The sequence below is a fragment of the Mesorhizobium sp. NPDC059025 genome, from assembly GCF_042739655.1.
Lineage (GTDB): Bacteria > Pseudomonadota > Alphaproteobacteria > Rhizobiales > Rhizobiaceae > Mesorhizobium.
Genome location: NZ_JBHYIM010000009.1, coordinates 192,606 through 216,955, shown reverse-complemented (window position 1 = coordinate 216,955; position 24,350 = coordinate 192,606). Strand labels below are relative to the sequence as shown.

25 protein-coding genes are annotated in these 24,350 nt (G+C 63.2%); 11 read left to right on the top strand and 14 right to left on the bottom strand.

The window, feature by feature from the left end; all coding sequences use genetic code 11:
• The first annotated feature begins 87 nt into the window (after positions 1-87).
• Both ACFWYE_RS21840 and ACFWYE_RS21835 read left to right on the top strand, forming a co-directional pair.
• Positions 88-735: a TetR/AcrR family transcriptional regulator gene (locus ACFWYE_RS21840; protein WP_379066776.1), complete on the top strand. Its 648-nt coding sequence runs from the start codon at positions 88-90 to the stop codon at positions 733-735.
• A gap of 379 nt (positions 736-1,114) precedes the next feature.
• Positions 1,115-1,330 (top strand): DUF680 domain-containing protein, encoded by a 216-nt coding sequence (locus ACFWYE_RS21835; RefSeq protein WP_379114212.1) that lies wholly within the window; start codon positions 1,115-1,117, stop codon positions 1,328-1,330.
• Between the two features lie 113 nt (positions 1,331-1,443).
• Here the strand turns inward: ACFWYE_RS21835 and ACFWYE_RS21830 are convergent, their stop codons facing one another.
• From ACFWYE_RS21830 to ACFWYE_RS21805, 6 genes are all read right to left on the bottom strand, one after another.
• Positions 1,444-1,653 carry a hypothetical protein gene (locus ACFWYE_RS21830; RefSeq protein WP_379114211.1) on the bottom strand — a complete coding sequence of 70 codons (210 nt, stop codon included), beginning with the start codon at positions 1,651-1,653 and terminating at the stop codon, positions 1,444-1,446.
• Positions 1,654-1,735: 82 nt separating this feature from the next.
• The gene (locus ACFWYE_RS21825; protein WP_379066770.1) at positions 1,736-2,308 is read right to left on the bottom strand and encodes a sarcosine oxidase subunit gamma; all 573 of its coding nucleotides are present in this window, start codon (positions 2,306-2,308) and stop codon (positions 1,736-1,738) included.
• Positions 2,301-5,291 (bottom strand): sarcosine oxidase subunit alpha, encoded by a 2,991-nt coding sequence (locus ACFWYE_RS21820; protein ID WP_379114210.1) that lies wholly within the window; start codon positions 5,289-5,291, stop codon positions 2,301-2,303. Before ACFWYE_RS21820 ends, ACFWYE_RS21825 begins: the two co-directional genes overlap by 8 nt.
• Entirely contained in the window at positions 5,288-5,584 is a 297-nt protein-coding gene (locus tag ACFWYE_RS21815) for a sarcosine oxidase subunit delta (RefSeq protein WP_379066766.1), read from the bottom strand. Before ACFWYE_RS21815 ends, ACFWYE_RS21820 begins: the two co-directional genes overlap by 4 nt.
• 10 nt (positions 5,585-5,594) lie before the next feature.
• A complete protein-coding gene (locus ACFWYE_RS21810) occupies positions 5,595-6,023 on the bottom strand; it encodes a hypothetical protein (protein WP_379114209.1) in 429 nt (142 codons plus the stop codon).
• Positions 6,023-7,276, bottom strand: a complete 1,254-nt coding sequence (locus ACFWYE_RS21805; RefSeq protein ID WP_379066762.1) for a sarcosine oxidase subunit beta — start codon at positions 7,274-7,276, stop codon at positions 6,023-6,025. Before ACFWYE_RS21805 ends, ACFWYE_RS21810 begins: the two co-directional genes overlap by 1 nt.
• Before the next feature lie 206 nt (positions 7,277-7,482).
• Between ACFWYE_RS21805 and ACFWYE_RS21800 the strand changes: the two genes are divergently transcribed.
• From ACFWYE_RS21800 to ACFWYE_RS21785, 4 genes are all read left to right on the top strand, one after another.
• Positions 7,483-8,241, top strand: a complete 759-nt coding sequence (locus tag ACFWYE_RS21800) for an SDR family oxidoreductase (RefSeq protein ID WP_379114208.1) — start codon at positions 7,483-7,485, stop codon at positions 8,239-8,241.
• Positions 8,242-8,495: 254 nt separating this feature from the next.
• Positions 8,496-8,756: a 30S ribosomal protein S21 gene (gene rpsU / locus ACFWYE_RS21795; protein ID WP_129413398.1), complete on the top strand. Its 261-nt coding sequence runs from the start codon at positions 8,496-8,498 to the stop codon at positions 8,754-8,756.
• Positions 8,757-8,924: 168 nt separating this feature from the next.
• Entirely contained in the window at positions 8,925-9,770 is an 846-nt protein-coding gene (locus ACFWYE_RS21790; RefSeq protein ID WP_379066758.1) for a tetratricopeptide repeat protein, read from the top strand.
• A gap of 197 nt (positions 9,771-9,967) precedes the next feature.
• Positions 9,968-10,438 carry a DUF992 domain-containing protein gene (locus ACFWYE_RS21785; RefSeq protein ID WP_129413396.1) on the top strand — a complete coding sequence of 157 codons (471 nt, stop codon included), beginning with the start codon at positions 9,968-9,970 and terminating at the stop codon, positions 10,436-10,438.
• 58 nt (positions 10,439-10,496) lie between these two features.
• Here ACFWYE_RS21785 and ACFWYE_RS21780 read toward each other — a convergent pair whose 3' ends face one another.
• Complete coding sequence (locus ACFWYE_RS21780) at positions 10,497-12,446, bottom strand: DUF4139 domain-containing protein (RefSeq protein ID WP_379114207.1); 1,950 nt, start codon at positions 12,444-12,446, stop codon at positions 10,497-10,499.
• A 254-nt stretch (positions 12,447-12,700) separates the two neighbouring features.
• Here ACFWYE_RS21780 and ACFWYE_RS21775 point away from each other — a divergent pair, with 254 nt between their 5' ends.
• Positions 12,701-14,140, top strand: a complete 1,440-nt coding sequence (locus ACFWYE_RS21775; protein ID WP_379114206.1) for an MFS transporter — start codon at positions 12,701-12,703, stop codon at positions 14,138-14,140.
• A gap of 6 nt (positions 14,141-14,146) precedes the next feature.
• On the opposite strand, the gene coaBC is transcribed toward ACFWYE_RS21775, so the two are convergent.
• The 3 genes from coaBC to ubiE are packed head-to-tail and all read right to left on the bottom strand — an operon-like array spanning position 14,147 to position 17,762.
• On the bottom strand, positions 14,147-15,373 hold the full coding sequence (gene coaBC, locus ACFWYE_RS21770; RefSeq protein ID WP_379114204.1) for a bifunctional phosphopantothenoylcysteine decarboxylase/phosphopantothenate--cysteine ligase CoaBC: 1,227 nt from the start codon (positions 15,371-15,373) through the stop codon (positions 14,147-14,149).
• A 24-nt stretch (positions 15,374-15,397) separates the two neighbouring features.
• Positions 15,398-16,972 (bottom strand): 2-polyprenylphenol 6-hydroxylase, encoded by a 1,575-nt coding sequence (ubiB, locus tag ACFWYE_RS21765; RefSeq protein WP_379114202.1) that lies wholly within the window; start codon positions 16,970-16,972, stop codon positions 15,398-15,400.
• Positions 16,973-16,985: 13 nt separating this feature from the next.
• Positions 16,986-17,762 carry a bifunctional demethylmenaquinone methyltransferase/2-methoxy-6-polyprenyl-1,4-benzoquinol methylase UbiE gene (gene ubiE, locus ACFWYE_RS21760; protein WP_379114200.1) on the bottom strand — a complete coding sequence of 259 codons (777 nt, stop codon included), beginning with the start codon at positions 17,760-17,762 and terminating at the stop codon, positions 16,986-16,988.
• Positions 17,763-17,875: 113 nt separating this feature from the next.
• Between ubiE and ACFWYE_RS21755 the strand changes: the two genes are divergently transcribed.
• From ACFWYE_RS21755 to ACFWYE_RS21740, 4 genes are all read left to right on the top strand, one after another.
• Positions 17,876-18,844, top strand: a complete 969-nt coding sequence (locus tag ACFWYE_RS21755) for an adenosine deaminase (protein ID WP_379114198.1) — start codon at positions 17,876-17,878, stop codon at positions 18,842-18,844.
• A gap of 16 nt (positions 18,845-18,860) precedes the next feature.
• Complete coding sequence (locus ACFWYE_RS21750) at positions 18,861-19,412, top strand: hypothetical protein (protein ID WP_379114196.1); 552 nt, start codon at positions 18,861-18,863, stop codon at positions 19,410-19,412.
• Between the two features lie 137 nt (positions 19,413-19,549).
• On the top strand, positions 19,550-20,179 hold the full coding sequence (upp, locus tag ACFWYE_RS21745; RefSeq protein ID WP_379066742.1) for a uracil phosphoribosyltransferase: 630 nt from the start codon (positions 19,550-19,552) through the stop codon (positions 20,177-20,179).
• Positions 20,180-20,288: 109 nt separating this feature from the next.
• Complete coding sequence (locus ACFWYE_RS21740; protein ID WP_379114194.1) at positions 20,289-20,843, top strand: TIGR02281 family clan AA aspartic protease; 555 nt, start codon at positions 20,289-20,291, stop codon at positions 20,841-20,843.
• Positions 20,844-20,856: 13 nt separating this feature from the next.
• Here the strand turns inward: ACFWYE_RS21740 and deoA are convergent, their stop codons facing one another.
• From deoA to ACFWYE_RS21720, 4 genes are read right to left on the bottom strand one after another with little or no spacing between them, the layout of a single operon-like run.
• Complete coding sequence (gene deoA / locus ACFWYE_RS21735) at positions 20,857-22,176, bottom strand: thymidine phosphorylase (RefSeq protein WP_379114192.1); 1,320 nt, start codon at positions 22,174-22,176, stop codon at positions 20,857-20,859.
• On the bottom strand, positions 22,176-22,985 hold the full coding sequence (locus ACFWYE_RS21730; RefSeq protein WP_379114190.1) for a purine-nucleoside phosphorylase: 810 nt from the start codon (positions 22,983-22,985) through the stop codon (positions 22,176-22,178). The genes deoA and ACFWYE_RS21730 overlap by 1 nt, the downstream gene beginning before the upstream one ends.
• Positions 22,982-23,374 carry a cytidine deaminase gene (gene cdd, locus ACFWYE_RS21725; protein ID WP_129413386.1) on the bottom strand — a complete coding sequence of 131 codons (393 nt, stop codon included), beginning with the start codon at positions 23,372-23,374 and terminating at the stop codon, positions 22,982-22,984. Before cdd ends, ACFWYE_RS21730 begins: the two co-directional genes overlap by 4 nt.
• A 3-nt stretch (positions 23,375-23,377) precedes the next feature.
• The gene (locus ACFWYE_RS21720; protein ID WP_379066734.1) at positions 23,378-24,349 is read right to left on the bottom strand and encodes an ABC transporter permease; all 972 of its coding nucleotides are present in this window, start codon (positions 24,347-24,349) and stop codon (positions 23,378-23,380) included.
• Position 24,350: the final 1 nt, after the last annotated feature.

The window sequence follows — 24,350 nt, the reverse complement described above, 5'->3', positions numbered from 1 at the left end:
CCAACGATATCTTGCGGATGACTGTACTGAGTATATACTGTCAGCCTGAGGGGAATGGGAGCAAAACAAAAAAGAAAGGCAACAAGATTGCCCCAGAATGCGCAAACACGCCGTGAACAACAAAAGGCGGCATTGCGATCGGAACTCGTGGCCGCAGCTCACAAGCTGGTACAGGAGGAAGGCTACGAAGGTTTGACCATCCGAAAGCTGGCCAAGATGGTCGGCTATGCGCCGATGTCGGTTTATTCCTACTTCGCCGACAAGCAGGACATCCTGTTTGCCCTGGCCGAAGACGCCTTCCAGATACTGGCCAGGCGCATCGAGCAGAATGCTCCCGATGATCCGATCGATGCGCTGCGCGCGGTCATGACCGAGTATGCGGCATTCGGCCTTGGCAATCCGAATGAATACCGCACCGTGTTCATGACCGAGAAGACAAAGCTGCCCGAAGGCCGCTCATTCGAAAAGCTCGACGAGGAAAACCCGGCGATGAAACTGCTCATCGACCGCGTCGAAGCCTGCGTCGCTGCCGGCAAGCTGAAGGGTGATCCCCACGCCATCGCCACCATGTTGTGGGCGACCGGGCACGGCACGATCTCGCTGCTGATCACTTTCCCCTTCTACCATTTCGGCGACCAGCAGGCTTTCGTGAAGCGGATGTGCGAATTCGGGCTGGCGGCCCTGCAAGGCCAGGATATTCCTGCGCTTGGGGATCAGCCTCCCAAGAAGTGCTGAGACGCTCGAGCATTCTCAAGTGTTTCCGCGGTTCCGTAAAAAGCGGAAACGCTCAAGCGGAACAGTCGATATCGCAATGAGCCCGAAGGCTGCGGCCAACTGCGCCGTCGGTATTTCTGGCTTCATATGCAGTGTCAAAGCCAGTCCCGGCACCTGCGACAAACCGCGCCACCCCCCACTCCCCAGGTAGTTTCACCCAGTCTTTTCAATGGCCTGGCGTGGACACACACGCCGCGTCAACGGCGGCATCCACACATTCTCAAAGAAATTTTTCGTACGCGTACAATTTTCTCTTGAACTTTCAGCCTAGCAGGCATACATGTGCGATGCAGCGTACACGTACGGAAATTAAATTCAGATCTTGAACCGGAGAAAGTCGATGAAAACGACAGCTCTTGCCCTCGCCGCCCTGGTTGCCCTTTCGGGCGCCGCCTTCGCTGGCGAAACCGTGAAGACCCATGCCCCCGCCACTCACGCCCAGACCACCGGTAATGTCGACTATTCGTCGACCGGCTCGATTGAACAGAGCAAGACCACCAATGGCCCGCGCCTCGGCGTTGAGGGCAGCCCGTGGACCATGCCGTCCATCCGGTAAGGCATCCCCCTCCCTTACAAGCTGACGGCAAAAAGGGCGGCTGGTTGACCAGCCGCCCTTTTTCTTTGGATCGCGGAGCGTGTCTTCAGCGACGGATGATCGGCCGAAGCAACCTATCGCTTTGCTTTGCCCGGCTTTGCCGGCGCTCCCGAGATGGATGTGTTCGTTACCGCGACCGGATCGCTGGCCGGGAACGTATCTTCCAGCCCCTCTTCCAGTTCTTCTTCGGCATCATGCCCGCTGCGCCGCTCATGTTCGAACGAGCGCACCGCATCCGTCTTTGTCGGTTTCGGCGATGCGGCGGATTTGGGTGGACTGGCCATGGATCTTCCCTCTGTTCGGGCAGGAAACGGCACGGCCAGCCTTTTGGTTCCTCGCCTTGCGCGTTCAGACGAACGCCCGGCTCTATGCTGCCGCGTCGCGTGCTGCCTCGGAAAGGAAAGTAAAGACATAGTCCGAGAAGGAGCGCCAGCATTCGACGCGGAAAGCGTCTTCCGCCGTGCGATGGATCACGATCTCGACCTTGCCGAAGATGGTGCGCGAACAGGCCCCGACGGGGAAGACAGCCAATGACAGGTCCTGCGGGCAGCCGGCGCTGAGCGTCGCTTCCGCACCCGGGCCAGTCACCCCGATCGCCACGTTCCTGTGCGAGACGCCGACCGCCGAATGCAACTGCTTGACCTTGGCGCAATCGGCCAGCGGGTCGCCGCCGGCATCATCGATGACCAGCCATTCGTCCGGCCCGAGCCAAAGCGCAAGGCGGCCGCCCTTCGAGGCCGAGCTCTTCGGCTTCTTGGGCAGGGTCAGCCCGAGAGCCTTGGACAAGGCCGCGAGCGAAGCCTCGGGGGCGCGCAGCGAAACACGTTCGGCCGGTTCGAACGCGGTCAGCGTCACATGGGCAGCCGAGGCATTGCGCCCCGCAAGTGCGGGATGGCGCTCTGCCTGGACGATACCGGTTTTCTGGGCAGCCTTAGCCATTGAGGCGCTCTCCCTTTTCGTCGAAGAACACCATGCCGGTGACTTCCACTTCAATCACCTTGTCCGGCATCGGCACATAGAGCGTTTCGCCCATGCGGTCACGTCCGCCGGCAACCAGCCCCAGCGCGATCGAGCGTCCGCAGTTCTCCGACCAGTAGCTCGACGTGACATGGCCGATCATCTTCATCGGGATCGGCTGGTTCGGGTTGTCGACGACCTGTGCGCCTTCCTCCAGAACGATCTTCGGGTCCTTGGTCCTGAGACCGACGAGCTGCTTGCGACCCTTGGCAACGAGGTCAGGCCGCATCAGGCCACGGATGCCGACGAAGTCGCTCTTCTTCTTGCCGACCGCCCAGTCGAGACCGGCGTCATTCGGCGTGACGGTACCGTCCGTATCCTGGCCGACGATGATGTAACCTTTCTCGGCGCGCAGCACATGCATGGCCTCGGTCCCATAGGCCGCGGCGCCATGCTTCTGCCCCTCGGCCCAAAGGGCCTCCCAGACGGCCTGACCGTAGTCGGCCGGCACATTGACCTCGAAGCCGCGATCGCCGGTGAACGACATGCGGAAAAGTCGGGCCGGAACGCCGCAGATCCTGCCTTCGCGCACCGACATATGCGGCATCGCCTCGTCGGACATGTCGATGCCCTCGACCAGCGGCGCGATGATGTCGCGCGACTTCGGTCCCTGCACCGCGATCACCGCCCATTGTTCGGAAATCGAGGTCAGCCAGACATCGAGATGCGGGAATTCGGTCTGGAGATAGTCTTCCATATGGTTCATGACGCGGGCCGCACCACCGGTCGTCGTCGTCACGTGGAAGCGGTCGGCGGCGAGGCGGCCGACCACGCCGTCGTCATAGATGAAGCCGTCCTCGCGCAGCATGATGCCATAGCGACAGCGGCCGACTTCCAGCTTCTCCCACGGATTGGTGTAGAGCAGTTCCATGAATTTGGCGGCATCGGGCCCGACCACTTCGATCTTGCCGAGCGTGGAAGCGTCGAAAAGGCCTGCCGTCTTGCGCACCGCGACACATTCGCGGTTGACGGCCGCGTGCATGTCTTCCCCGGCGCGCGGGAAATACCAGGCGCGTTTCCATTGCCCGACATCCTCGAACACCGCGCCATGCTTTTCGGCCCAGCCATACATTGGCGTGCGGCGTGTCGGATCGAACAGCGGCCCGCGTGCGTGCGAGATGATGGCGCCGAAGGTGACCGGCGTGTAGGGCGCACGGAACGTGGTGAGGCCTACTTCCGGAATGGCCTTGCCCAGCATGTCGGCAGCGATCGCCAGGCCGTGCATGTTGGAGGTCTTGCCCTGGTCGGTAGCCATGCCGTTGGTGGTGAAGCGCTTGACATGTTCGATCGAACGCATGCCTTCGCGCACCGCCTGGCGGATATCCTTGGCGGTGACGTCGTTCTGGAAATCGACGAAGGCCTTCACCGTGGTATCCGGGCCTGCGCCCGGAGCGGAGCCCAGCATGCCGCGCGACCAGATTTCGTCGGCATCGACCTTCGGTTTGCCCGCCTTGGCAGCCTTGCCCCCGGTCTCCTTCGCGGCCTTGGCGCCTGCGGCGTAGGCCTCGTCGATCGAAGCCGCGAGGCCGTCGGTGCCGTTGCAGGCGCCGACCGACACGCAATCCTGCGCATAGGTGCCGGGCACGAAACGCTTGTCTTCGTTGAAGGCGACCTTGCCGCGCGATTGCGAGAACAGATGCACCGACGGCGTCCAGCCCGCCGACATCAGTAACGCGTCGATGGCAATCGTGCGCTCGCCGCCACCATTCTTCGGCTGTACGGTCATGGACGAGACGCGCAACTTGCCGCCGACGCGCGTGACCGCGCGGCCGTCATGGATCTCGATGCCGGCGGCGCGCGCCTGGTCGATCAGCGCACCGGAAGGATTGTCGCGCAGATCGACGATGGCCGCGATATTGACGCCGGCCTTCTTCAGGTCGATCGCCGCGGCATAGGCGGAATCGTTCGCCGTATAGACGCCGACATTGCGGCCGACCGCGACACCATAATGGTTGAGATAGGTTCGCGCAGCGGATGCCAGCATCACGCCCGGACGATCATTGTCGGCGAACACCATGTGGCGCTCGATCGCGCCGGTGGCAAGCACCACCCGCTTGGCGCGCACCTGCCACAGCCGCTCACGCGGCACGTCGTGACCGGGATCCGCCTGATGGTCGCTGACGCGCTCCACCAGTCCGATGAAGTTCTGCGCATAATAGCCGAAAGCCGTCGTGCGCGGCAGCACCCGCACATTGCCCATGCCTTTCAGCCTGGCCACGACACCCTGTGCCCAGTCCCAGCCACCCTGGCCTTCGATGCGTGCACCGCTTTCGAAGCGCAACGCGCCGCCGAATTCGGACTGCTCGTCGGCGACGATCACACGCACGCCGGTTTCCGCCGCCGCGAGCGCGGCAGCAAGCCCGGCAGCGCCGCCGCCCAGCACCAGCACGTCGCAATGCGCGAAGCGGGACGAATAGTGGTCGGGGTCCGGCTGGTCCGGCGCCACGCCGAGGCCGGCGGCCGAGCGGATGTTCGGTTCGTAGAGGTTCTTCCACGCCGATTTCGGCCACATGAAGGTCTTGTAGTAGAAGCCCGCCGAAAAGAACGGCGAAGCAACGTCGTTGACCGCACCCACATCGAAGGACAGCGATGGCCAGCGGTTCTGCGACCTGGCCGACAGCCCGTCATAGAGCTCCTGCACCGTGGCACGCACGTTGGGCGTCTTGCGGGCGCCGTCGCGCGCGATTTCCACCAGCGCGTTCGGCTCCTCCGCTCCCGCGGACAGGAAACCGCGCGGCCGGTGGTATTTGAACGAGCGGCCTACCAGATGCACGCCATTGGCCAGCAGCGCGGAAGCCAGTGTGTCACCCTCGACACCGGTATAGGCCTTGCCATCGAAGGTGAAGCGGGCGGTCCTGGCGGGTGTCAACCGGCCGGCATTGCTGATGCGAAAGGCACCGCTCATTTGGAAACTCCGGGCAGCTTGGAAGGCTTCGGCTCGCCGGCCTTGTAGGTCATCACGAACTTGTCGCTGACGGTGTCGCGCACCGCGTTGAAGAAACGGGCGCAGCCATGCACGTGCCGCCAGCGCTCGTAGATGATCCCCTTGGGGTTTGCGCGGATGAAGAAGAACTTTTCGAAATCGTCGTCGCTGACGGCGGCGATATCGGTCGGGCGCGCGATGTGCGCCTCGCCGGCGTTGCGGAATTCGAGTTCCGGACGCTCTTCCTCGCAATAGGGGCAGCGGATGAGAAGCATTGTCTTGATCCTAGAGTTCGCCGTCGCCGATGCGCGCGCCTTGCGGCTGGTCGCAAAGTTTCTCGCCGAGTGTTTCGAAAGGCGCGACGCGTTTGATCAGCGTCTCCACCGAGTCCGCCGGTGCAAAAAGGTCGCGATTGGCCATGTTGAGCAAGGTGAGCTGGAACGGGTCGGTCGTAACGATGACGACCCGTGGATCCTTTGCGTTGCCTTCGCCGCGCGATACGAGTTTCTCGACAAAGGAAACCGTCCTGTGGCCGGCACTCCATACGCAACCGAGGTAGCCGGACGGGACCGAAAAAGGCCAATCGTCCTCATGGGCGGCCCGGCTGATATCCTGCAGCCGGACTTCGCTTCCGTCGGGCAGATGGAACATGCCCTTCTCGCCGGTCAGCACGAAGGGTGCAGCAAGAGCCATGGTTGCCGCCAGCGTCTGCATCAGTGCGCCACGGCAGCAGCTGCCGCCTCGTCGATCAGACGCCCATTGCGGAAACGCTCGATCGTAAAGGGCGCGTTGATCGGATGCGGTTCATCGCGTGCGATCGTGTGGGCAAAGACATGGCCCGAACCCGGCGTCGCCTTGAAGCCTCCCGTGCCCCAGCCGCAATTGACATAGAGCCCCTTGACCGGGGTCTTGGCCAGGATCGGCGAACGATCCGGCGTCACGTCGACGATGCCGCCCCACGAGCGCAGCATCTTCATGCGCGTGAACATCGGGAACATCTCGCAGATCGCATCCAGCGTGTGGGTGAGAATATGCAATCCACCGGTCTGCGAATAGGAAACGTACTGGTCGGTACCGGCGCCGATCACCAGTTCGCCCTTGTCGGACTGGGAGATGTAGGCATGCACCGTGTTGGACATGACCACGCAGGGGAACACCGGCTTCACCGGCTCCGAGACAAGGGCCTGCAGCGGATAGCTTTCCAGCGGCATGCGCACATCGGCCATCTGCATGATCACCGAGGAGTGGCCGGCTGCGACCACGCCGACCTTGCGTGCGCCGATGAAACCCTTCGAGGTCTCGACACCGGTCACCGCACCGCTGGCGTCGCGCCGGATGCCGGTGACCTCGCAATTCTGGATGATGTCGACGCCGCGCGCCGCCGCTCCACGGGCATAACCCCAGGCAACCGCGTCATGACGGGCAGTGCCACCGCGCCGCTGCAGCGTGGCGCCCACCACCGGATAGCGTGCGTTGCGCGAGATGTTGAGCGGCGGGCAGTAGGCCTTGGCTTCTTCCGGCGTCAGCCATTCATTGTCGATGCCGTTGAGGCGGTTGGCATGGACATGGCGCTTCAGCACCTGGATGTCGTGTACGTTGTGCGCCAGCATCATCACGCCGCGCGCCGAGTACATGACGTTGTAGTTGAGATCCTGCGAAAGCCCATCCCACAGCTTCACCGCGTGGTCGTAGATGCCCGCGCTCTCGTCGTAGAGATAATTGGAGCGGATGATGGTGGTGTTGCGGCCGGTGTTGCCGCCGCCGAGCCAGCCCTTCTCGATCACGCCGACATTGGTGATGCCGTGTTCCTTGGCCAGATAGTAGGCTGTCGCCAGCCCGTGCCCGCCGGCGCCGACGATAATGACGTCGTAACTCTTCTTCGGCTCCGGCGAAGGCCATTGCTCTTCCCAGCCCTTGTGGCCGCGCATGGCCTCGCGGGCGATGGCGAATACTGAATATTTCTTCACGTTACCTGGCCTCGCGGATGGCAGTCGGGGGTCCGATGCGCGAGGAGTATCACTAGCGAAACCTTGCAGCCATCCTTGCACCATTTGCGACGGCAATTGCCGTTTTGCGCCGTGTCGTTCCCCGATCCGCCAAGCGGGTTTCGGGTGGTTCGCCTTTCGCCGATCTGCGAGCAAGTGCCATCCACTTATCGGAAAGGAACAAAACCATGCTCGCACTGACCAACAAGGTCGCCATCGTCACCGGCGCCTCCTCCGGCATCGGTCGTGCCACCGCGCTGCTTTTCGCCAGGGAAGGCGCCAGGATTGTTGCCGCCGCGCGCCGCCAGGCCGAACTTGATGCCCTGGTCGCCGAGATCGCCGAGGAAGGTGGCGAGGCAGTCGCTCTTGCCGGCGACGTCAACGACGAAGCTTATGCCAGGGCCCTGGTGGAGCTGGCGCAGGGCCGCTTCGGCGGACTGGACATCGCCTTCAACAATGCCGGTGCCGTCGGCCCGATGGGACCGGTGCCGGAAATGCCGCGCCAGACCTGGGAGAACGTGCTCGACACCAATCTGACCAGCGCCTTCCTCGCCGCCAAGCATCAGATCCCCGCGCTTCTGGCACGCGGCAACGGTTCGCTGATCTTCACATCGAGCTTCGTCGGCGTCACCGCCGGCATGCCGGGCATGGCCGCCTATGCCGCCGCCAAGGCCGGCCTGGTGGGGCTCACCCAGGTCCTTGCCGCCGAATATGGCCGCGAAGGCATCCGCGTGAACGCGCTGTTGCCCGGCGGCACCGATACACCAGCCGCAACCTTCAAGACCGCCGACGAACGCGCCTTCGTTGAAGGCCTGCATGCCCTGAAACGCATCGCGCGGCCGGAGGAAATCGCCCGCTCGGCTCTCTATCTGGCTTCGGATGCCTCTTCCTTCACCACCGGCACGGCGCTGTTCGCCGATGGTGGCGTCTCGATCAACCGCACCTGAACAGGGAGCGACGAAACGCCCGGATGCAATCGCGACTGTTTGAATTGACGGCTGCACCCGGGCGCTTCATTCTGGCTGTATTGGCGGCAATGAAAGGCGCGACGCGGCAAAAACCGCGAAAGCCCGACAAGCAACTGTGGACATTCAGTCCTGATTCTGGTATCAGCCGCCGGAATTCGTGGTGGAAGCCGCCGCGGAGGCTTGGGGCTATTGCCGCTTGCCTATTGATTTCAAAGTGAAAGACAGGATCGCCCGTGCAGGTACTCGTCCGCGACAACAACGTTGATCAGGCGCTTCGCGCGCTCAAGAAGAAAATGCAGCGCGAAGGCATCTTCCGTGAAATGAAGATGCGCGGTCACTACGAGAAGCCGTCCGAGAAGCGTGCGCGTGAAAAGGCCGAGGCCGTGCGCCGCGCCCGCAAGCTGGCTCGCAAGCGCGCCCAGCGCGAAGGCCTGCTGCCCTCGACCCCGCGCCCGGCTCCGACCGGCGCCGGTGCAGCGCGCGCTCCGCGCTAAACCTGCCTTCACCCATCCTTTTCGAAGGATCGCCAAGGTGGCGCGATGTAAATCGCCGCCACCTTTTTGTTTGACGCAAGCGGATATTTGTATAACGCAGGACGGCGGGACAGGGGCCGGAGCGATCGCCTGCGATGCCGGGCGTCGATGTTGAGGATGCGGCAGCCGATGCATGTTTTGACCACGGAGCGCAAAAACTCCTTGAATGGTTTTGTCTTGAGCGCCGCCCTGATGGCGGGTCTGGCGCTGGCCGGCTGCCAGTCGACCCCGACAGGCGAACTCAATGCGATCGACAAGGCCCAGGGATCGAGCCAGAACATCTCTTCGCTGTCTTCGGTCGTTGACCGCAACCCACGCGATCCGGAAGCCTACAACGTGCGCGGTTCGGCCTACGGTCGCGGCGGCAACTACCAGGCTGCGCTGAAGGATTTCGACACCGCGATCCAGTTGAAGCCCGATTTCTACCAGGCCTATTCGAACCGCGCGCTGATCTACCGTTTCATCGGCGACCAGCAGAAGGCACTGGCCGACTACAATCGTTCCATCCAGATCAACGCGAATTACGATGCTGCCTATATCGGTCGCGGCAACCTGTACCGCAAAGCCGGCCGCACCCAGGATGCCTTCAACGACTTCCAGAAGGCGATCCAGCTCGATACGACCGATGCCCGCGCCTATCACAACCGCGGCCTGATCTATCAGAGCCAGGGCCAGCATACTTTCGCCATCGAGGATTTCTCGACCGCGATCTCGCTATCGCCGGAAGCTTCCGAGCCCTACAACGGCCGCGGCCTGTCCTATCTGGCGCTCAACCAGGACGACAACGCCTTCGCGGATTTCAACATGGCCATCAAGCTTGACGGCAAGAATGCCGAAGCCTGGACAAACCAGGGGCTCATCTACGAGCGCAAGGGCGAAAAGGCCAAGGCAATCAAATCCTACAAGGAAGCGGCCCGACTGGCGCCAACCTATCAGCCGGCGCGTGACGGCCTGTCGCGCGTGGGCGGGGTCTAAGCCACAAAATTCATCCATTTGCGCCGGCGCGCGTCTGAACGGACGCGTTTGAACCGTGGCCAATCGGCAACGGCAGGTAGCGCATCTTAACCACGCGACAACTCGACCACGATTGCGCCACCATCGCGCCACGGTTTTGAGGGAACGGTCTTGGCATTAGGCCGTTGTCCGGCATGAACTACAGAAGGATCGCCACCATGAAGAAACTTGCTTGTTTAGCCGCCCTGGCCATGACGACTGTTGCCGCGCCGGCGAGCGCCGGCAAGGTCGAACTTGGCGTTCTCGACTGCGTCATCGACGGCGGCCAGTCTTATATCGTCGCCTCCAACAAGGGCGTCACCTGCACCTACCGTCCTTACAACAGCCGCAAGTCCGAGCTCTATACCGGGGTCATCTCCAAGCTCGGCGTCGACCTCGGCATGACCCACCAGGGTCAACTGTCCTGGGCGGTCCTGGCCGCCTCGAGCAGCTACGATTCCGGCGCCCTTGCCGGCAAGTATTTCGGCGTCAACGCCGAGGCCAGCGTGGTGACCGGCGGCGGCCTCAACGTACTGGTCGGCGGTTTCGACAATTCCTATGCGCTGCAGCCACTCTCGGTGCAGGCACAGACCGGCCTCAATGTCGCGGCCGCGGTGACGTCACTGGAATTGCAGCATTCGTTGAAATAGGCTGGATTTCGACCGTAGGGCGTTTCCGTTTTGACGGAAACGCCCTATTTTTTTGCCCTCAGAACGCCCGCACCCGATCGCCCAGTACGCGGCGCGCTTCTTCATACTTCGCACGAGCATCGACAATATCCTTGTCCAATTGCTCCAGCGCTCGTTCCTGATCCAGCATCTTCTGCGCATAAAGGCGCGCGAGATCCGATCCTTCGGGCGCGGCGCCGATATTCTCACGAATGCGTTCCTGATCGGCGGTGATTCCGTCACGGCGCTCCTGCCGGCTCGCCAATGCCAGACTTGCCTCGTCGCTCGCCTTGGCCGCTTCCGCGATCGCGGCAAGTCGTGCCTTGCTTTCGGCATCAAGCTCCGTGCTGGCGATCAGCGCTAGGATGCGCTCGGCGGTCAGCTCCTGAATGGCGACGGTCTCGACGACAGGCCGCTCCATCACCACCGGAAATTCCCTGGTCTTGCCAGGCTCAACCTCAAAACGCATCCGGTAGGCGGAACCGGCCAGCGTCGCTTCCTCGGCTTTCGGCTGCACCAGACGCCAGTCCTGGGCGCGCGGCTGCTCGATCACCATGCGCCTCGCCTCGGCGGCGATGTTCTTGACGCGGTAGAGCGTTGTCTCGCGCAGCTTGCTTTCGATCTGCAATGCGCCATCGACCGACTTGACCTTGGTAACGGACGAGGCCGTCCGGTTTTCGCGGTCGACAAGGATCTTCTGCTCCGCACCGAAACCGACAAGGCGGGAATCGCCCGCCGGCAGAAGCGGAAATTGCGCTTCACCCGAAAACAGCGGACCCGCGTCGGTCGCCTCGTAGATGGTGGCCGATCCGGCGGGCAGCGACGTCGTCCCATCATTCTTGAGGGTCATCCCCTGCCAGGGATTGCGCCCGCCGCCCTGATACCAGGACACGGCTTCCGCCGGCACTTTCTGATCGACAAACGGTATGGTCAGGCTTTCACCGGATCCGACGCTGACCGGAATCGACAGCGTGAAGCTGGCGCCGGCAGCGTTCTCCTCCGTCGATGCCGGCGGCGCGGTCTCGGTCTGCTGGACCATCTCGTCCTGAACAGCTTCTATTTTCCTGCTGCGCATTATCCGCTTCTGTTCCGGCGCTGCGGGTACAGCCATCTCGGCATAGCCGGCCCCACCGAGCGCGACCTGTCCCTGATCGGTTCGCGGCAAGGCAGCCTGACTCACCGGCGGCGCTATGGTCTGGCGCGAAACATAATAGGGATCGTAGAGTGCCTGGCGGAAAGTGACAGGCGCGGCCGAGGACAGCGTCACCGCGACATCCTTCCAGGCATCGCCGGTCATGTTCTCCAGCACCACCCAACCTTGCAGTTGTGCCTTGTCTTCACCGGCCTTCGGCAGGGTCAGACGGTACGCGGTTTTCCAGACAGGAGCTTCAGCAACATAGCCGATGCGCACGGTGCGTTGCGCACCGTCCGCCAGATGGATGGAGATGTCGCGCCCGGAACGATCCTGTGCGCTGCGCAGCGCGGTCAGCGCGCCGGAAACCTGCTCGCCCAGACGCGCATCGGCAAACTCAAGACCTTGCGCATCTTCAAGAACAAACTGATCCATCGAAGCGCCGGAAAATACCCAGACGCGTGTCCGCGTGATTGTCCGGCCGTCCTTGTCGATGACCTGCTCCGGCTGGATGCTGGCAATACGGCCGGCAATGCTGCGCGGCGCCGCGACCTTGATCTCCGCACCCTTAAGCGCCGTCATCAGGGATGGCATGCTGTCCAGATCCGATCGGGAGAATGGCAGCGCGTTGAAGGCTTCGTCGGCACCGGCCTTGCCCGGCAGCGTGGCCGAACCCGTGCCGGCGGGATCGAGGATGATCATGCTCTTGAGAATATCGTCGACCTGGTCGAGCCGCGATCGCAGAGTGAGCGTCTCCTTGCCGGTGACCGTCGCTTCATATTCGAAATAACCGACGCCCCCGGTGCCGAGGACCGCCCGTTTGAGCACAAGATCGGCGGAATGAGCAGGGGCAGTCATCGCGGTTGCTCCAAGCAGAATGAGGGTGAAAAGACGCATCGAGGACCTCGTTTCATCAGATTCGGCGACGCTGCAGACTATTCGTGGCGATGTGATGAACGAAAGACAGATCTCGGCAACAGGCAGGGTGCGGTCGGGACTCCGCTGGCGAACTGCAAAAATAACGCTTGCATTCAACCGCGCTTGAGGTTTTACAAGTAACTACTTGGAAAATTAAAACGCCGGCCGTAGCTGGCGATTTCGGACGAAAGCGCATGGCACAGGACAAGGCGAACCGGGTGGATTGGCGTGCATTGTGGGCCAGCGGAGACCTCGCGCGCTTCTGCTTCATTTCGCTGGGCATCCTGCTGCACGCCACCAACGAGACGATGGTGGCGACCATCATGCCTGCGATGGTGGGCGATCTGTCCGGCGTGCAACTGGTCGGCTGGTCGCTGGCGATCTACGAGCTCGGCGCCATCGTTGCAGGCGCAGCAGCGGGCCGCATGGTCAGCTATGTCGCGCTGCGCAGCAATGTCATGGTCGCCGCCCTGTTCTATTCGACTGGCGCGCTGATCTGTGCGACCGCGCCATCCATGCAGGCCTTCCTCGCCGGCCGCCTCATCGAAGGCCTCGGCGGCGGTGCACTGGTTTCGCTTGCCTTTGTCTCGGTCGAGCGGTTGTTTCCGCGCGCGATCTGGCCGCAACTGTTCGGTCTGATGTCGGCGATCTGGGGCGTCGCGGCCTTCAGCGGCCCGATGATCGGGGCATTGATGGCCGAATTGCTTTCCTGGCGCTGGGCCTTTGGTGTTTTTGTCATTGGTGGCGTGGTGATGGCCACGGCGAGCCTGGTTGTGCTGAACACACCGGAAGCACGGCGCACGCAAAGCGGCGACACAGCGCTGCCGCCCTTTCCTGCCTTGCCGCTGGCCTGCCTGGCGGTCAGCGTGATCCTGATCGCCTCGGCCGGGATCGACGTCGCGCTGCTGCGCTCCAGCCTGCTGCTCGGCCTGGGACTTGGCGGGCTGGCCTTGTTTTTCCGGATCGATGCGCTGAAGCCGCAATCCAGGCTGTTTCCGGCAAACCTGTTCTCATGGCGCACGCCGGTCGGCAGCGGCATGACGATGATCGCCGCGTTCTCGGTGGCCACCTGCTCCTTCACGGTCTACGGACCATTGATCCTGACCAATCTGCACGGCATCCCGATGTTGACCACGGGCTACATCATCGCCGCGGAATCAATCGCCTGGTCGATCCTGTCGATCCTCGTCGCCAACGCACCACCTGAGCGCGAGCGGACCATCATCGTCTGCGGCGCATCGATGATCGCTGCCGGCATTGCCGGCTTCGCCTATGCGGTCCCGCACGGCTCGATCCCGCTCATCCTGTTCTGCGCGTTGCTGCAAGGCGGCGGCTTCGGCATCGCCTGGCCTTTCGTGACGCGAATGATCGTCGCTTCCGCGCCCGCCAGCGAACAGACCATCGCATCGTCGGCAGTGCCGACCATGCAGCGCATCGGCTATGCGGTGGGTGCCGCAAGCGCCGGCATTGTCGCCAACGCCAGCGGCTTTTCGGAAGGTCTCAACCGGGCAGCGGCAGCAAATGCGGGGATCTGGCTGTTCCTGGCCTTCGTGCCGCTCGGCCTGCTCGGCGCCATCGCGGCATACAAACTCTTCTCGGTACCGGGACGGCCGCGACAGCCACAGGAAGCCTGAGACCGGTCAGACTGCCTTGAGGCGTTCTGCGATCAGCTCCGCCAGACGCGAGGCGACCTCCGCCTTGGTGAGTTCGGGCCATTCCTCGACGCCGCTCCTGGAAACGATACGGACGCGGTTGCGGTCACCGCCCATCACACCGGCAGGGCCGACACCGCTGTCGTGCGAGACATCGTTGGCGACAATGAAGTCGGCGCCTTTCCTGCTCAGCTTGGCCTCGGCGTTCTTCTGGATATCCTGGGTCTCGGCGGCAAAGCCGACCACCAGCCGGGGCCGCTTCGCATGGTGCCCGACACCGGCCAGGATATCGGGATTCTCCACCATCTGCAGCGCGGGTGGTCCCTCGCCCGCCACTTTCTTGATCTTCTCGCCGGCGGAATTCGCCGTCCGCCAATCGGCAACAGCCGCCACGAACACCGCCGCGTCAGCCGGCAGCAGCTGTTCGACGGCGGCCTGCATCTGACGCGCCGTCTCCACATGTATCGTCGCCACACCGGCCGGATCGGCGACCGTCACCGGACCGGAGACCAGATGGACATCGGCCCCGAGCTTTGCGAGCGCGCCGGCCAGCGCATGACCTTGTTTGCCCGACGAGCGGTTGGCGATGTAGCGCACGGGATCGATCGGCTCATGCGTCGGACCGGACGTTATGATGATCTTCCTGCCTGCCAGCGGTTTCGGCAGATCGTCGAACCGTGCCTCGATCGCCGCGACGATCTCCAGCGGCTCGGCCATGCGGCCCTCACCGGCTTCACCGCTTTCGGCCATCTCGCCCCTGGCCGGGCCGACAAAGGCCACGCCGTCCTTGATAAGCGTGGCATGATTGCGCCGCGTCGCCGGATGCGCCCACATCCTGGGGTTCATCGCCGGCGCCATCAGCACCTGCTTGTCGGTGGCAAGCAGCACCGTCGAAGCAAGGTCGTTGGCGTGGCCGTTGGCGAGCTTGGCCATCAGATCGGCCGTGGCCGGCGCCACGACGATCAAATCGGCCTCACGCGAAAGCCTGATGTGGCCGACATCGTGCTCGTCCTGCCGGTCGAACAGATCGGTGAAGACATGATCCGCCGAAAGCGCACCGACGGAAAGCTGGGTGACGAATTCCTGCGCTGCCGAGGTCATCACGCAACGCACGGCAGCGCCGCGCTCGCGCAGGCGGCGGATCAGATCAAGCGACTTGTAGGCTGCGATACCGCCGCCGATGACAAGAAGGATACGCTTTCCGGAAAGGGTCATGCTTTGCTCTCAACAGCAGTGCTGTCAGATTAGCTTCCAGGCAATGAAGATCAAGGTCAGCGCGATCACCCACAGCGCCACGCGCCCGGAGCGCGTGTGACGCGCCTCGGCCTTGCCGATCGCCCTTGCGGTGGCTTCATCGAAGCGCAGGCCGTGTTCGGCCATCAGGTCGATCTCGCGCGACAGCCGTTCCGCGCGCGCCGCAAGATCCGGCGCCTGCCGGGCCAGCGAAACCAGCGCGCCGACGCCCTCGCGCGCATCGTCCAGCATGCCGCGCGGACCGAGATTGGAGCGGATCCAGTCGCCCACCACCGGCTCGGCCGTCTTCCACATGTTGAACGCCGGATCGAGCGTGCGGGCGACGCCTTCCACCACCACCATCGTCTTCTGCAGCAAAACCAGTTCCGGCCGCGTCTGCATGTCGAACAGTTCCGTCACCTCGAACAGCAGCGTCAGCAGCTTGGCCATCGAAATGGTCTCCGCCGGCTGGCCATGGATGGGCTCGCCTATGGCACGGATCGCCTGGGCGAAGGCGGCGACATCATGTTTGTGCGGCACGTAGCCGGCCTCGAAATGCACCTCCGCCACGCGCAGGTAGTTGCGGGTGATGAAGCCGTACAGGATCTCGGCCAGGAAGCGCCGCTCCTTCTTGCCGAGACGGCCTGCAATGCCGAGATCGACCGCGACGATGGTGCCGTCGGCTTCCACGAACAGATTGCCCGGATGCATGTCGGCATGGAAGAAGCCGTCGCGCAGCGTGTGGCGCAGGAAGGACTGGATCAGGTTGGCGGCGATCGCCTTGAGATCGTGGCCGGCCTCGGCGAGACCGGCGATATCGTTCATCTTGATGCCGTCGACCCACTCCATTGTGAGCACGTCGCGGCCGGTACGCTCCCAGTCGACGGCCGGCACGCGGAAGCCGGGATCGGCCTTGGTGTTTTCGCCAAGTTCCGAAAGGGCCGCCCCTTCGAGCCGCAGGTCCATTTCGATCTTGGTGGTCTGGGCAAGCGTTTCGGTGACTTCGACCGGACGCAGGCGCCGCGACGACGGGATGTATTTTTCCTGCAGGCGCGCGGCCAGGAAATAGCTTTCGAGATCGTGATGGAAGCGCTTGCGCACGCCCGGCCGGATCACCTTGACCGCAACCTTGGTCGGAATGCCATCGCGCAGCACTTCGGCCTCGTGCACCTGCGCAATCGAGGCCGCGGCAACCGGCTCCTCCAGGCGGACATACAGGTCGGATACCGGCCGGCCGAGCGAGGACTCGATCGCCGCCACGGCCTGCGATTGAGGGAACGTGCCCATCTTGTCCTGCAGCAGGGCGAGATCGAGCGCGATGTCGTTGCCGACCACGTCCGGCCGCGTCGCCAGGAACTGGCCGAGCTTGACGTAGGACGGGCCCAGCCGCGCCACGGCATGCGCCATGCGATCGCTTCGGCCTTCGCGCAAGGCGCGACGGCGCGTGAACAGCCTGGCCATCCGCCAGCCGAACTTCGGCATTCCGGTCAGCTGGTCGCCAGGGATTGCCGCGACGACACCCTCGCGCACCAGCACCCAGCCGGCCCGAACGAGCCGGAACGCCGCTCCGACGGAACTCATGAACGCACCCGCTTCAAAGCTTCCAGCCCGAATGGGCGGCGGCGATTCCACCAGTATAGTTGCGGAAGCTGACACGCCCGAAGCCCGCCTTGCCGATCATCGCCGCGAAATTCTGCTGGTTCGGAAACTTGGCGATGGATTCGACCAGATAGGCATAGGGTTCGCCATCGCCGGTCACCGCCTTGCCGATCTTCGGAATGGCGTTGAACGACCAGGCTTCATAGACCTTGTCGAGCAGCGGCATCTCCACTTCGGAGAATTCAAGGCACAGGAAGCGTCCGCCGGGCTTGAGCACCCGGAAGGCTTCGCTCAAGGCCACTTCGATGCGCGGCACATTGCGGATGCCGAAGGCGATCGTGTAGGCGTCGAAGGAATTGTCGGCGAAAGGCAGGTCCTCGGCATTGGCCTCGACGAAATCGATGTTCGCGGCCAATCCGCGCTTTTCCGCGCGCTCGCGGCCGACGCCCAGCATCGAACCGTTGATGTCGAGTACGGTCGCCTGGGCCTGGCCGTGGCTGGCATCGATGATTCGAAAAGCGATGTCGCCGGTGCCGCCGGCCACGTCCAGCACCCTCCAGTCCGATCGCTTCGGCGGGTTGAGCCAGGCAACCATGGCATCCTTCCACAGGCGGTGCATGCCGGCCGACATCAGGTCGTTCATCAGGTCGTAGCGTTTGGCGACCTTGTGGAACACTTCGTTGACCAGCGGCTGCTTCTCGCCGCTTCCGACCTGCCGGAAGCCGTAGGAGGTCTCCATGCCTCCGGTCGCGGTGGTTCTCTCAACAGACATCTTTTTCATCCGCCATAAAATCGGCCGGACCATAGCCGATCGCAGTAGGCGACGCTATTGTCAAAGGCGCGGTGTTCGGCCGCGCCGGACGGCCCCGTTCACAGGAATGCCTCATGGTCTTGAAAGCCGAATTGCACTGCCACATCGAAGGCGCGGCAGCCCCGGAGCTCGTTGTGCGGCAGGCACGGAAATACGGCAAGGACCCATCTCCCTTCATCCGTGACGGTTCCTTCGTCTGGCACGATTTCACCTCCTTTCTCGCCGCCTACGACTTTTCCGCCGACCTTTTCCGCACCGAAGAGGACTATGCGCTGCTGGCCGAGCACTATCTGACCAGCCTGGCGCGCGACGGCGCCATCTATTCGGAAGTCTTCACCTCCCCGGACCATGCCGTACGCGCCGGCCTGTCGCCCAAGGCCTATACCGACGCGCTCGGTGAAGGCATGACGCGCGCCAGGGCCAAGACCGGCATCGAAGGGCGCATGATCGTCACCGGCGTGCGGCATGTCGGCGTCGAGTCGATCGAGAAGGCCGCCCGCTTCGCCGCCCGATGCGGACATCCGCTGGTCACCGGCTTCGGCGTTGCCGGCGACGAGCGCATGGGTGATTTCGAGGATTATGTCCGTGCCTTCGAGATCGCGCGCGAAGCCGGTCTCGGCATCACCATCCATGCCGGCGAGCTGATGGGCTGGGAAAGCGTGCAGGCCGCACTCGACCACATCCGCCCCGCCCGCATCGGCCACGGCGTCCGCGCGATCGAGAACCCGGACCTCGTGCGCCGCATCGCCGATGAAGGCGTGGTGCTGGAATGCTGCCCCGGATCCAACATCGCACTCAAGGTGTTCGAGAGCTTTGCCGACCATCCCTTCCCGGCGCTGAAGGCGGCCGGCTGCAAGGTGACGCTGAATTCCGACGATCCGCCTTATTTCTGGACGTCGCTGAAACGCGAATACGATATCGCAGCCGAACATTTCGGCCTGAACGACAAGGCGCTGACGGCTGTGACGCGCGCGGCGATCGAGGCGGCTTTCGTCGACAAGAAAACCAAGGCTGGTCTCCTGGCACGACTCGGGAAATCGTAGAGGCCGCATAGAGACCATGAATGCCATGGAACAATTTCAGAAACTCTATACCGCGATGGAGAAATTTGATCCGTCGAACGGTGCCGTATGGCATAACTACATAGAATGGTCAGGCTTGCCTCAACTCACGGAAGTCGTCGGCCTGGATGGAATGCTGAATGAAATTGTACTTGCGGAAGTAAAGGACATTTATTGGGAAAAAATCGTAAACGAAGACTTTATGTTACATTTTTTCACCGATCCGGACTTCATGCTCACCCAAATAGATGACGTTCGAAATCTGAATATCATTGGCACCATTAAAGCACCGACGGAAGATGTGAGCAGCTTTGCGTGGGACGGTTTCACATTCTGCGGCTATGAATTGCTCGATCAGGATCACGACATCAGTGCCTTGACCAACTGCGGCGGTTTCCCGGACGTTTTTCGGAATGACGAACTCTCAAGCCAGGGACTTATCCTGGATTTCGAGCGCGCAACCCAAATTCAGCACGACTTGAAACGACTGCACCCTGAAGAACATCATGCGGACTGCAACATCTGGGCGATCTTCAGAAAGCAGGGCTAGCTGCACGAAAATCGGCCATCAGTCGTCAATGACCCGAGTTCCGGGGAACTATCCCCGGCAAATGTTCGTCAGATGACTCCACAAGGCCGACGACGTTCACTATTCATTGGGAAGCTTGTCCTGTGCCGGAGTTGTTCATGAAGGGCGTAACCGTCGTCGACCATCCGCTTGTCCAGCACAAGCTGACCATCATGCGCAACAAGGAGACGTCGACGGCGTCGTTCCGGCGGCTGCTGCGCGAGATCTCGCTGCTGCTCGGCTACGAGGTGACACGCAACCTGGAACTCACCAAGACCACCATCGAGACGCCGATGGAGACGATGGAAGCCCCCACGCTCGAAGGCAAGAAGCTGGTCTTCGCCTCCGTGCTGCGCGCCGGCAACGGTTTGCTGGAAGGCCTGCTCGACCTCGTACCTGCCGCCCGCGTCGCCCATATCGGCCTCTACCGCGATCACGACACGCTGGAAGCAGTGGAATATTTCTTCAAGGCACCGAGCGATCTTGCCGACCGTCTGATCATCGTGGTGGACCCGATGCTGGCCACCGCCAATTCGGCAATCGCGGCGATCGACAAGCTGAAGGAACGCGGTGCGACCAACATCCTTTTCCTGTGCCTGCTCGCCGCTCCTGAAGGCATCGAACGTTTCACCGCAGCTCATCCGGACGTGCCGGTCTACACCGCCTCCATCGACCGCGCGCTCAACGAGAAGGGCTATATATTGCCTGGCCTGGGTGATGCCGGCGATCGCATGTTCGGCACGAAATAGGCTTTTAACCTTTTGTTTACGCATTCGCGTGGTTTCAGGGCCAATAAGGCCCGAAATTAAAGTGCCGGATACCAAGGCTGCCTAGGATCACCCCGAGTGGGGGGTTCCGATGCTGCGTAAACTGGTCATTCTGGGCGTTTTTGCCGGCGGCACGGCGGCAATCCCTTCCATTTTCCAATCGAACCCCGATCTGCTCAACACCCTCCTCGGCAGGGGCGGCGACGTATCTGCCACGGCAGTGAACCTGCCGGGCAGTTCAGGCACGGCCGGACAGGCCGCTCAGCAACCGCTCGGCCGCAAGGTGCTGATCAAGGCCGATGCGACCGGTCATTTCCGCTCACCCTTCAAGATCAACGGCAGGCAGGTTGACGCCCTCATCGATACGGGTGCGACGCTGGTGGCGCTGAACACCTCGACGGCGCGGCGTGTCGGGCTTTCGATCAGCCCGTCCGATTTCACCCAGCAGGTCTCGACGGCGAATGGCCCGGTCAAGGTAGCAGTGGTGCGGCTTGCGAGTCTCCAGGTCGGCAAGATCGCGCTGGACAACATAGACGCCGTCGTCATCGACGACAGGGCACTCAGCACCAACCTGATCGGCATGAGCTTCCTGAGCCGCCTCGGCAAATACGCGGTCGAGGATGGCGAACTGCTGATGGTGCAGTGATACCGCCGACAGTCTAGCCGCGTGGACCAACGCGACGCAGGATCGCCTTCTCGGTGGCTGGTTTGGCCGGACCAACCGAATAGGCAGCCGAAACGGCAGCCGCCGCCTGCTCGGCATCCCCCGGCGAGCGCGCATGGACGAGCGCGATGGCTTCACCCGGACGCACTTCCGCGCCAACCGGCAAAAGGTGGGTCAGCCCGACCGCATGGTCGACCTTGTCTTCCGGCCGCGTCCGACCGCCGCCAAGGGTCACGACGGCAAGCCCGATCGCGCGCGTCGCGATCCCGGTGACAAATCCCCTGCGATCCGCTTTCACCTCAAGCCGCACGGGCGCTTGCGGAAGGTATTTCGCGGCCTTCTCGACAAAGTCCGCCGGGCCACCCAGCACCGAAACCATGCGGCCGAATACCGCCGCGGCTCGACCGCTGGTCAGTGCCTCCATGGCGCGCTGCAGCCCGTCCTGATTGGAGGCAACGAGGCCGGCCGATTGCAGCATTTCAGCGGCCAGGGCCAGCGTTACCGTCTGCAGGCGCCTGTCGCGGCTGCGCCCGGTGAGGAAATCAACCGCATTCTGCACCTCGACGGCATTGCCGGCAGCCGAGGCGAGCGGCTCGTTCATACCCGTCACCAGCGCGCTGGTCTTCAACCCGGCGCCGTTGGCGACCTCGACCAGGCTGGTCGCAAGCGCGGTGGCGTCGCGCGACTTTTCCATGAAGGCGCCGTTGCCGAGCTTCACATCCAGAACCAGGGACTGCAGCCCGGCCGCGAGTTTTTTCGACAGGATCGAGGCCGTGATCAAAGGCACCGATTCCACCGTCGCGGTGACGTCGCGGATGGCGTAGAGCCGCCTGTCGGCCGGAGCCAGGTCGCCGGTCTGGCCGATGATCGCGGCGCCCGCCTCCAGCACGGCCCGGCGCAGCAAGCCGAGATCGGGCTGGCTGACATAGCCGGGGATCGAATCCATTTTGTCCAGCGTGCCGCCGGTATGACCGAGGCCACGGCCGGAAATCATCGGCACATAGGCGCCGCAGGCCGCGACGATCGGCGCCAGCATCAGCGAGACGTTGTCACCGACGCCGCCGGTGGAGTGCTTGTCGGTCACGGGACCGGGCAGGTCAGACCAGTCGAGTACATCACCGGAATCGCGCATGGCCGCGGTCAGGGCCACCGCCTCGTCGCGGTTCATGCCGTTGAAGAAGACAGCCATGGCGAAGGAAGCCGCCTGCCCTTCCGTGACCGTGCCGGAGGTCAGGCCGGAAACGAAAGCCGCGATCTCTTCGGCCGACAGTTTCAGCCCGTCACGTTTCCTGCGGATGATTTCCTGAGGCAGCATCAGGCCGCGTCCAGCAGTCCGTCCTGGAACGCCCTCTTCAGCACCTTGGCGAGCTTGGCACCGCCGATCGGCGCCATGTCCTTGGTCTCGGTGTGCGAGAGTTCGGCGCCGGTCATGCCCGCGGCGAGATTGGTGATGACGGAACAGGCCGCAACGCTGAGCCCGAAGAAGCGAGCCAGGATCACCTCCGGCACGGTCGACATGCCGACCGCGGTGGCACCCATGATGCGCGCCATGCGGATTTCCGCCGGGGTCTCGAAGGAAGGACCCGAGAACCACATGTAGACTCCCTGGTGCAGCTTGGTATTGGCCGCTTTCGCGGCCCGCTCGATCGCCGCGCGCATGCCGGCGTCATAGGCTTCCGTCAGGCCGACAAAGCGGCGGTCGGTCGGCTCGCCGAACAGCGGATTGGAACCCGAGAAATTGATGTGGTCGTTGATCAGCATCACCGATCCCGGCGGCATGTCGGGATCGACGGAGCCTGCGGCGTTGGTGAGGATCAGCTTGGTTATGCCGATGCCGGCCATCGCCTCGATCACCGGGCGCATGACGGCCGCATCGCCGTGCTCGTAATAGTGGGAACGGCCGGCCAGCATCAGCACCGGCTTGCCGGCGAAATGCCCCGCGACCACCGCACCGGCATGACCGGTCACGCCGCTCTTCGGAAAACCCGGCAATTCCGCGTAAGGAATGCGCACGGCATTCTCGATCTCGTCGACGAGACCGCCGAGACCCGAGCCCAGCACCAGCGCGACACTCGGCACGAGGCCATCCAGCCGTTCGACGAGGCGATCGATTGCGTCCTTCATTTGAGGATGTCGCCCCTGAAGCCATAAGGCAGCATGTCGCCCATGGTGACGGTTTCGGCCACGCCTGTCTCGTCACAAAGATAGAGCTTGGTGTCGGGCCGGGTGAATTCGGCCAGCCGCTGGCGGCAGCCGCCGCAGGGCGAGCACTTCGCCATGCGTTCGGCGATGACGGCGATTTCCACGATCTTGCCGCCGCCGCCCATGATGTAATGCCCGAGCGCAGTCGTCTCCGCGCACCAGCCTTCTGGATAGGAGGCCACCTCGATATTGGCCCCGGCAAAGACCCGACCGTCCTCCGTGCGAAGCGCCGCCCCCACCGGGAACTTCGAATAGGGCGCGTAGGCCTTGGCCATGGCCGCCTTGGCGGCGAGGTAGAGGTCATGCGACATGGATCAGCGTTCTTTCACATAGGGCACGCCACCGGCGCGCGGCGGGATCGCCTTGCCGATGAAACCGGCCAGCAGGATCACGGTGAGGATGTAAGGCAGCGCCTGCATGAGCTGCACCGGCACCTTGCCGATGATCGGCAGGGGGGCGCCTTGCAGGCGGATCGCCAGCGCGTCGAGGAAACCAAACAGCAGGCAGGCGAACATCGCGTTGACCGGCCGCCACTTGGCGAAGATCAGCGCGGCCAGCGCGATGTAACCCTTGCCTGCCGTCATGTCCTTCACGAAACCGCCGCTCTGCACCATGGAAAGATAGGCGCCGGCGATTGCCGTCAGGACGCCGGTGCAGATCACGGCACGGTAGCGCAGCCAGGCGACGGAAATACCGGCCGTATCGACCGCGGCAGGGTTCTCGCCGACGGCACGCAGCCTGAGGCCGAAGCGTGTGCGGAACAGCACCCACCAGGTGAACGGCACGGCGAGGAAGGCGACATAGACCAGCAGCGAGTGGCCTGAGATCAGCTCCGCATAGATCGGGCCGATGATCGGCACATCGCGTATCGCATCGGCACCGGGAAGCGTGATCGCCTCGAACCGTTCGTTCGGCGCCAGCGCCGGCGTACGACCACCTTGCTGGAACCAGGCCTGGCCGAGAATGATGGTGGAGCCGGCGGCGATGAAGTTGATGGCAAGTCCGGAAACGATCTGGTTGCCGCGATGCGTGATCGAAGCAAAGCCGTGCACCAGGGCAAGCGACACCGAGACCAGGATGGCGACGCCGAGGCCGATCCAGGCCGAATGGAACACAGAAGCGGCTGCGGCGCCCGCGAAGGCGGCTGCCAGCATCTTGCCTTCCAGGCCGATGTCGAAGATGCCCGACCGCTCGGAATAGAGACCTGCAAGGCAGGCCAGGAGCAGCGGCACCGACAGGCGGATGGTGGAGTCCAGCGTCTGGATGATGACGTCGAAGAAACTCATC

What these genes read in the sequence shown, in the direction of transcription:
- ACFWYE_RS21835 (WP_379114212.1), top strand. Translation starts at nt 1,115, where the DNA reads ATGAAAACGACAGCTCTTGCCCTCGCCGCCCTGGTTGCCCTTTCGGGC.
- ACFWYE_RS21830 (WP_379114211.1), bottom strand. Translation starts at nt 1,653, where the DNA reads ATGGCCAGTCCACCCAAATCCGCCGCATCGCCGAAACCGACAAAGACG.
- ACFWYE_RS21825 (WP_379066770.1), bottom strand. Translation starts at nt 2,308, where the DNA reads ATGGCTAAGGCTGCCCAGAAAACCGGTATCGTCCAGGCAGAGCGCCAT.
- ACFWYE_RS21820 (WP_379114210.1), bottom strand. Translation starts at nt 5,291, where the DNA reads ATGAGCGGTGCCTTTCGCATCAGCAATGCCGGCCGGTTGACACCCGCC.
- ACFWYE_RS21815 (WP_379066766.1), bottom strand. Translation starts at nt 5,584, where the DNA reads ATGCTTCTCATCCGCTGCCCCTATTGCGAGGAAGAGCGTCCGGAACTC.
- ACFWYE_RS21810 (WP_379114209.1), bottom strand. Translation starts at nt 6,023, where the DNA reads ATGCAGACGCTGGCGGCAACCATGGCTCTTGCTGCACCCTTCGTGCTG.
- ACFWYE_RS21800 (WP_379114208.1), top strand. Translation starts at nt 7,483, where the DNA reads ATGCTCGCACTGACCAACAAGGTCGCCATCGTCACCGGCGCCTCCTCC.
- ACFWYE_RS21790 (WP_379066758.1), top strand. Translation starts at nt 8,925, where the DNA reads ATGCATGTTTTGACCACGGAGCGCAAAAACTCCTTGAATGGTTTTGTC.
- ACFWYE_RS21785 (WP_129413396.1), top strand. Translation starts at nt 9,968, where the DNA reads ATGAAGAAACTTGCTTGTTTAGCCGCCCTGGCCATGACGACTGTTGCC.
- ACFWYE_RS21780 (WP_379114207.1), bottom strand. Translation starts at nt 12,446, where the DNA reads ATGACTGCCCCTGCTCATTCCGCCGATCTTGTGCTCAAACGGGCGGTC.
- ACFWYE_RS21775 (WP_379114206.1), top strand. Translation starts at nt 12,701, where the DNA reads ATGGCACAGGACAAGGCGAACCGGGTGGATTGGCGTGCATTGTGGGCC.
- coaBC (WP_379114204.1), bottom strand. Translation starts at nt 15,373, where the DNA reads ATGACCCTTTCCGGAAAGCGTATCCTTCTTGTCATCGGCGGCGGTATC.
- ubiB (WP_379114202.1), bottom strand. Translation starts at nt 16,972, where the DNA reads ATGAGTTCCGTCGGAGCGGCGTTCCGGCTCGTTCGGGCCGGCTGGGTG.
- ubiE (WP_379114200.1), bottom strand. Translation starts at nt 17,762, where the DNA reads ATGTCTGTTGAGAGAACCACCGCGACCGGAGGCATGGAGACCTCCTAC.
- ACFWYE_RS21755 (WP_379114198.1), top strand. Translation starts at nt 17,876, where the DNA reads ATGGTCTTGAAAGCCGAATTGCACTGCCACATCGAAGGCGCGGCAGCC.
- ACFWYE_RS21750 (WP_379114196.1), top strand. Translation starts at nt 18,861, where the DNA reads ATGAATGCCATGGAACAATTTCAGAAACTCTATACCGCGATGGAGAAA.
- upp (WP_379066742.1), top strand. Translation starts at nt 19,550, where the DNA reads ATGAAGGGCGTAACCGTCGTCGACCATCCGCTTGTCCAGCACAAGCTG.
- ACFWYE_RS21740 (WP_379114194.1), top strand. Translation starts at nt 20,289, where the DNA reads ATGCTGCGTAAACTGGTCATTCTGGGCGTTTTTGCCGGCGGCACGGCG.
- deoA (WP_379114192.1), bottom strand. Translation starts at nt 22,176, where the DNA reads ATGCTGCCTCAGGAAATCATCCGCAGGAAACGTGACGGGCTGAAACTG.
- ACFWYE_RS21730 (WP_379114190.1), bottom strand. Translation starts at nt 22,985, where the DNA reads ATGAAGGACGCAATCGATCGCCTCGTCGAACGGCTGGATGGCCTCGTG.
- cdd (WP_129413386.1), bottom strand. Translation starts at nt 23,374, where the DNA reads ATGTCGCATGACCTCTACCTCGCCGCCAAGGCGGCCATGGCCAAGGCC.
- ACFWYE_RS21720 (WP_379066734.1), bottom strand. Translation starts at nt 24,349, where the DNA reads ATGAGTTTCTTCGACGTCATCATCCAGACGCTGGACTCCACCATCCGC.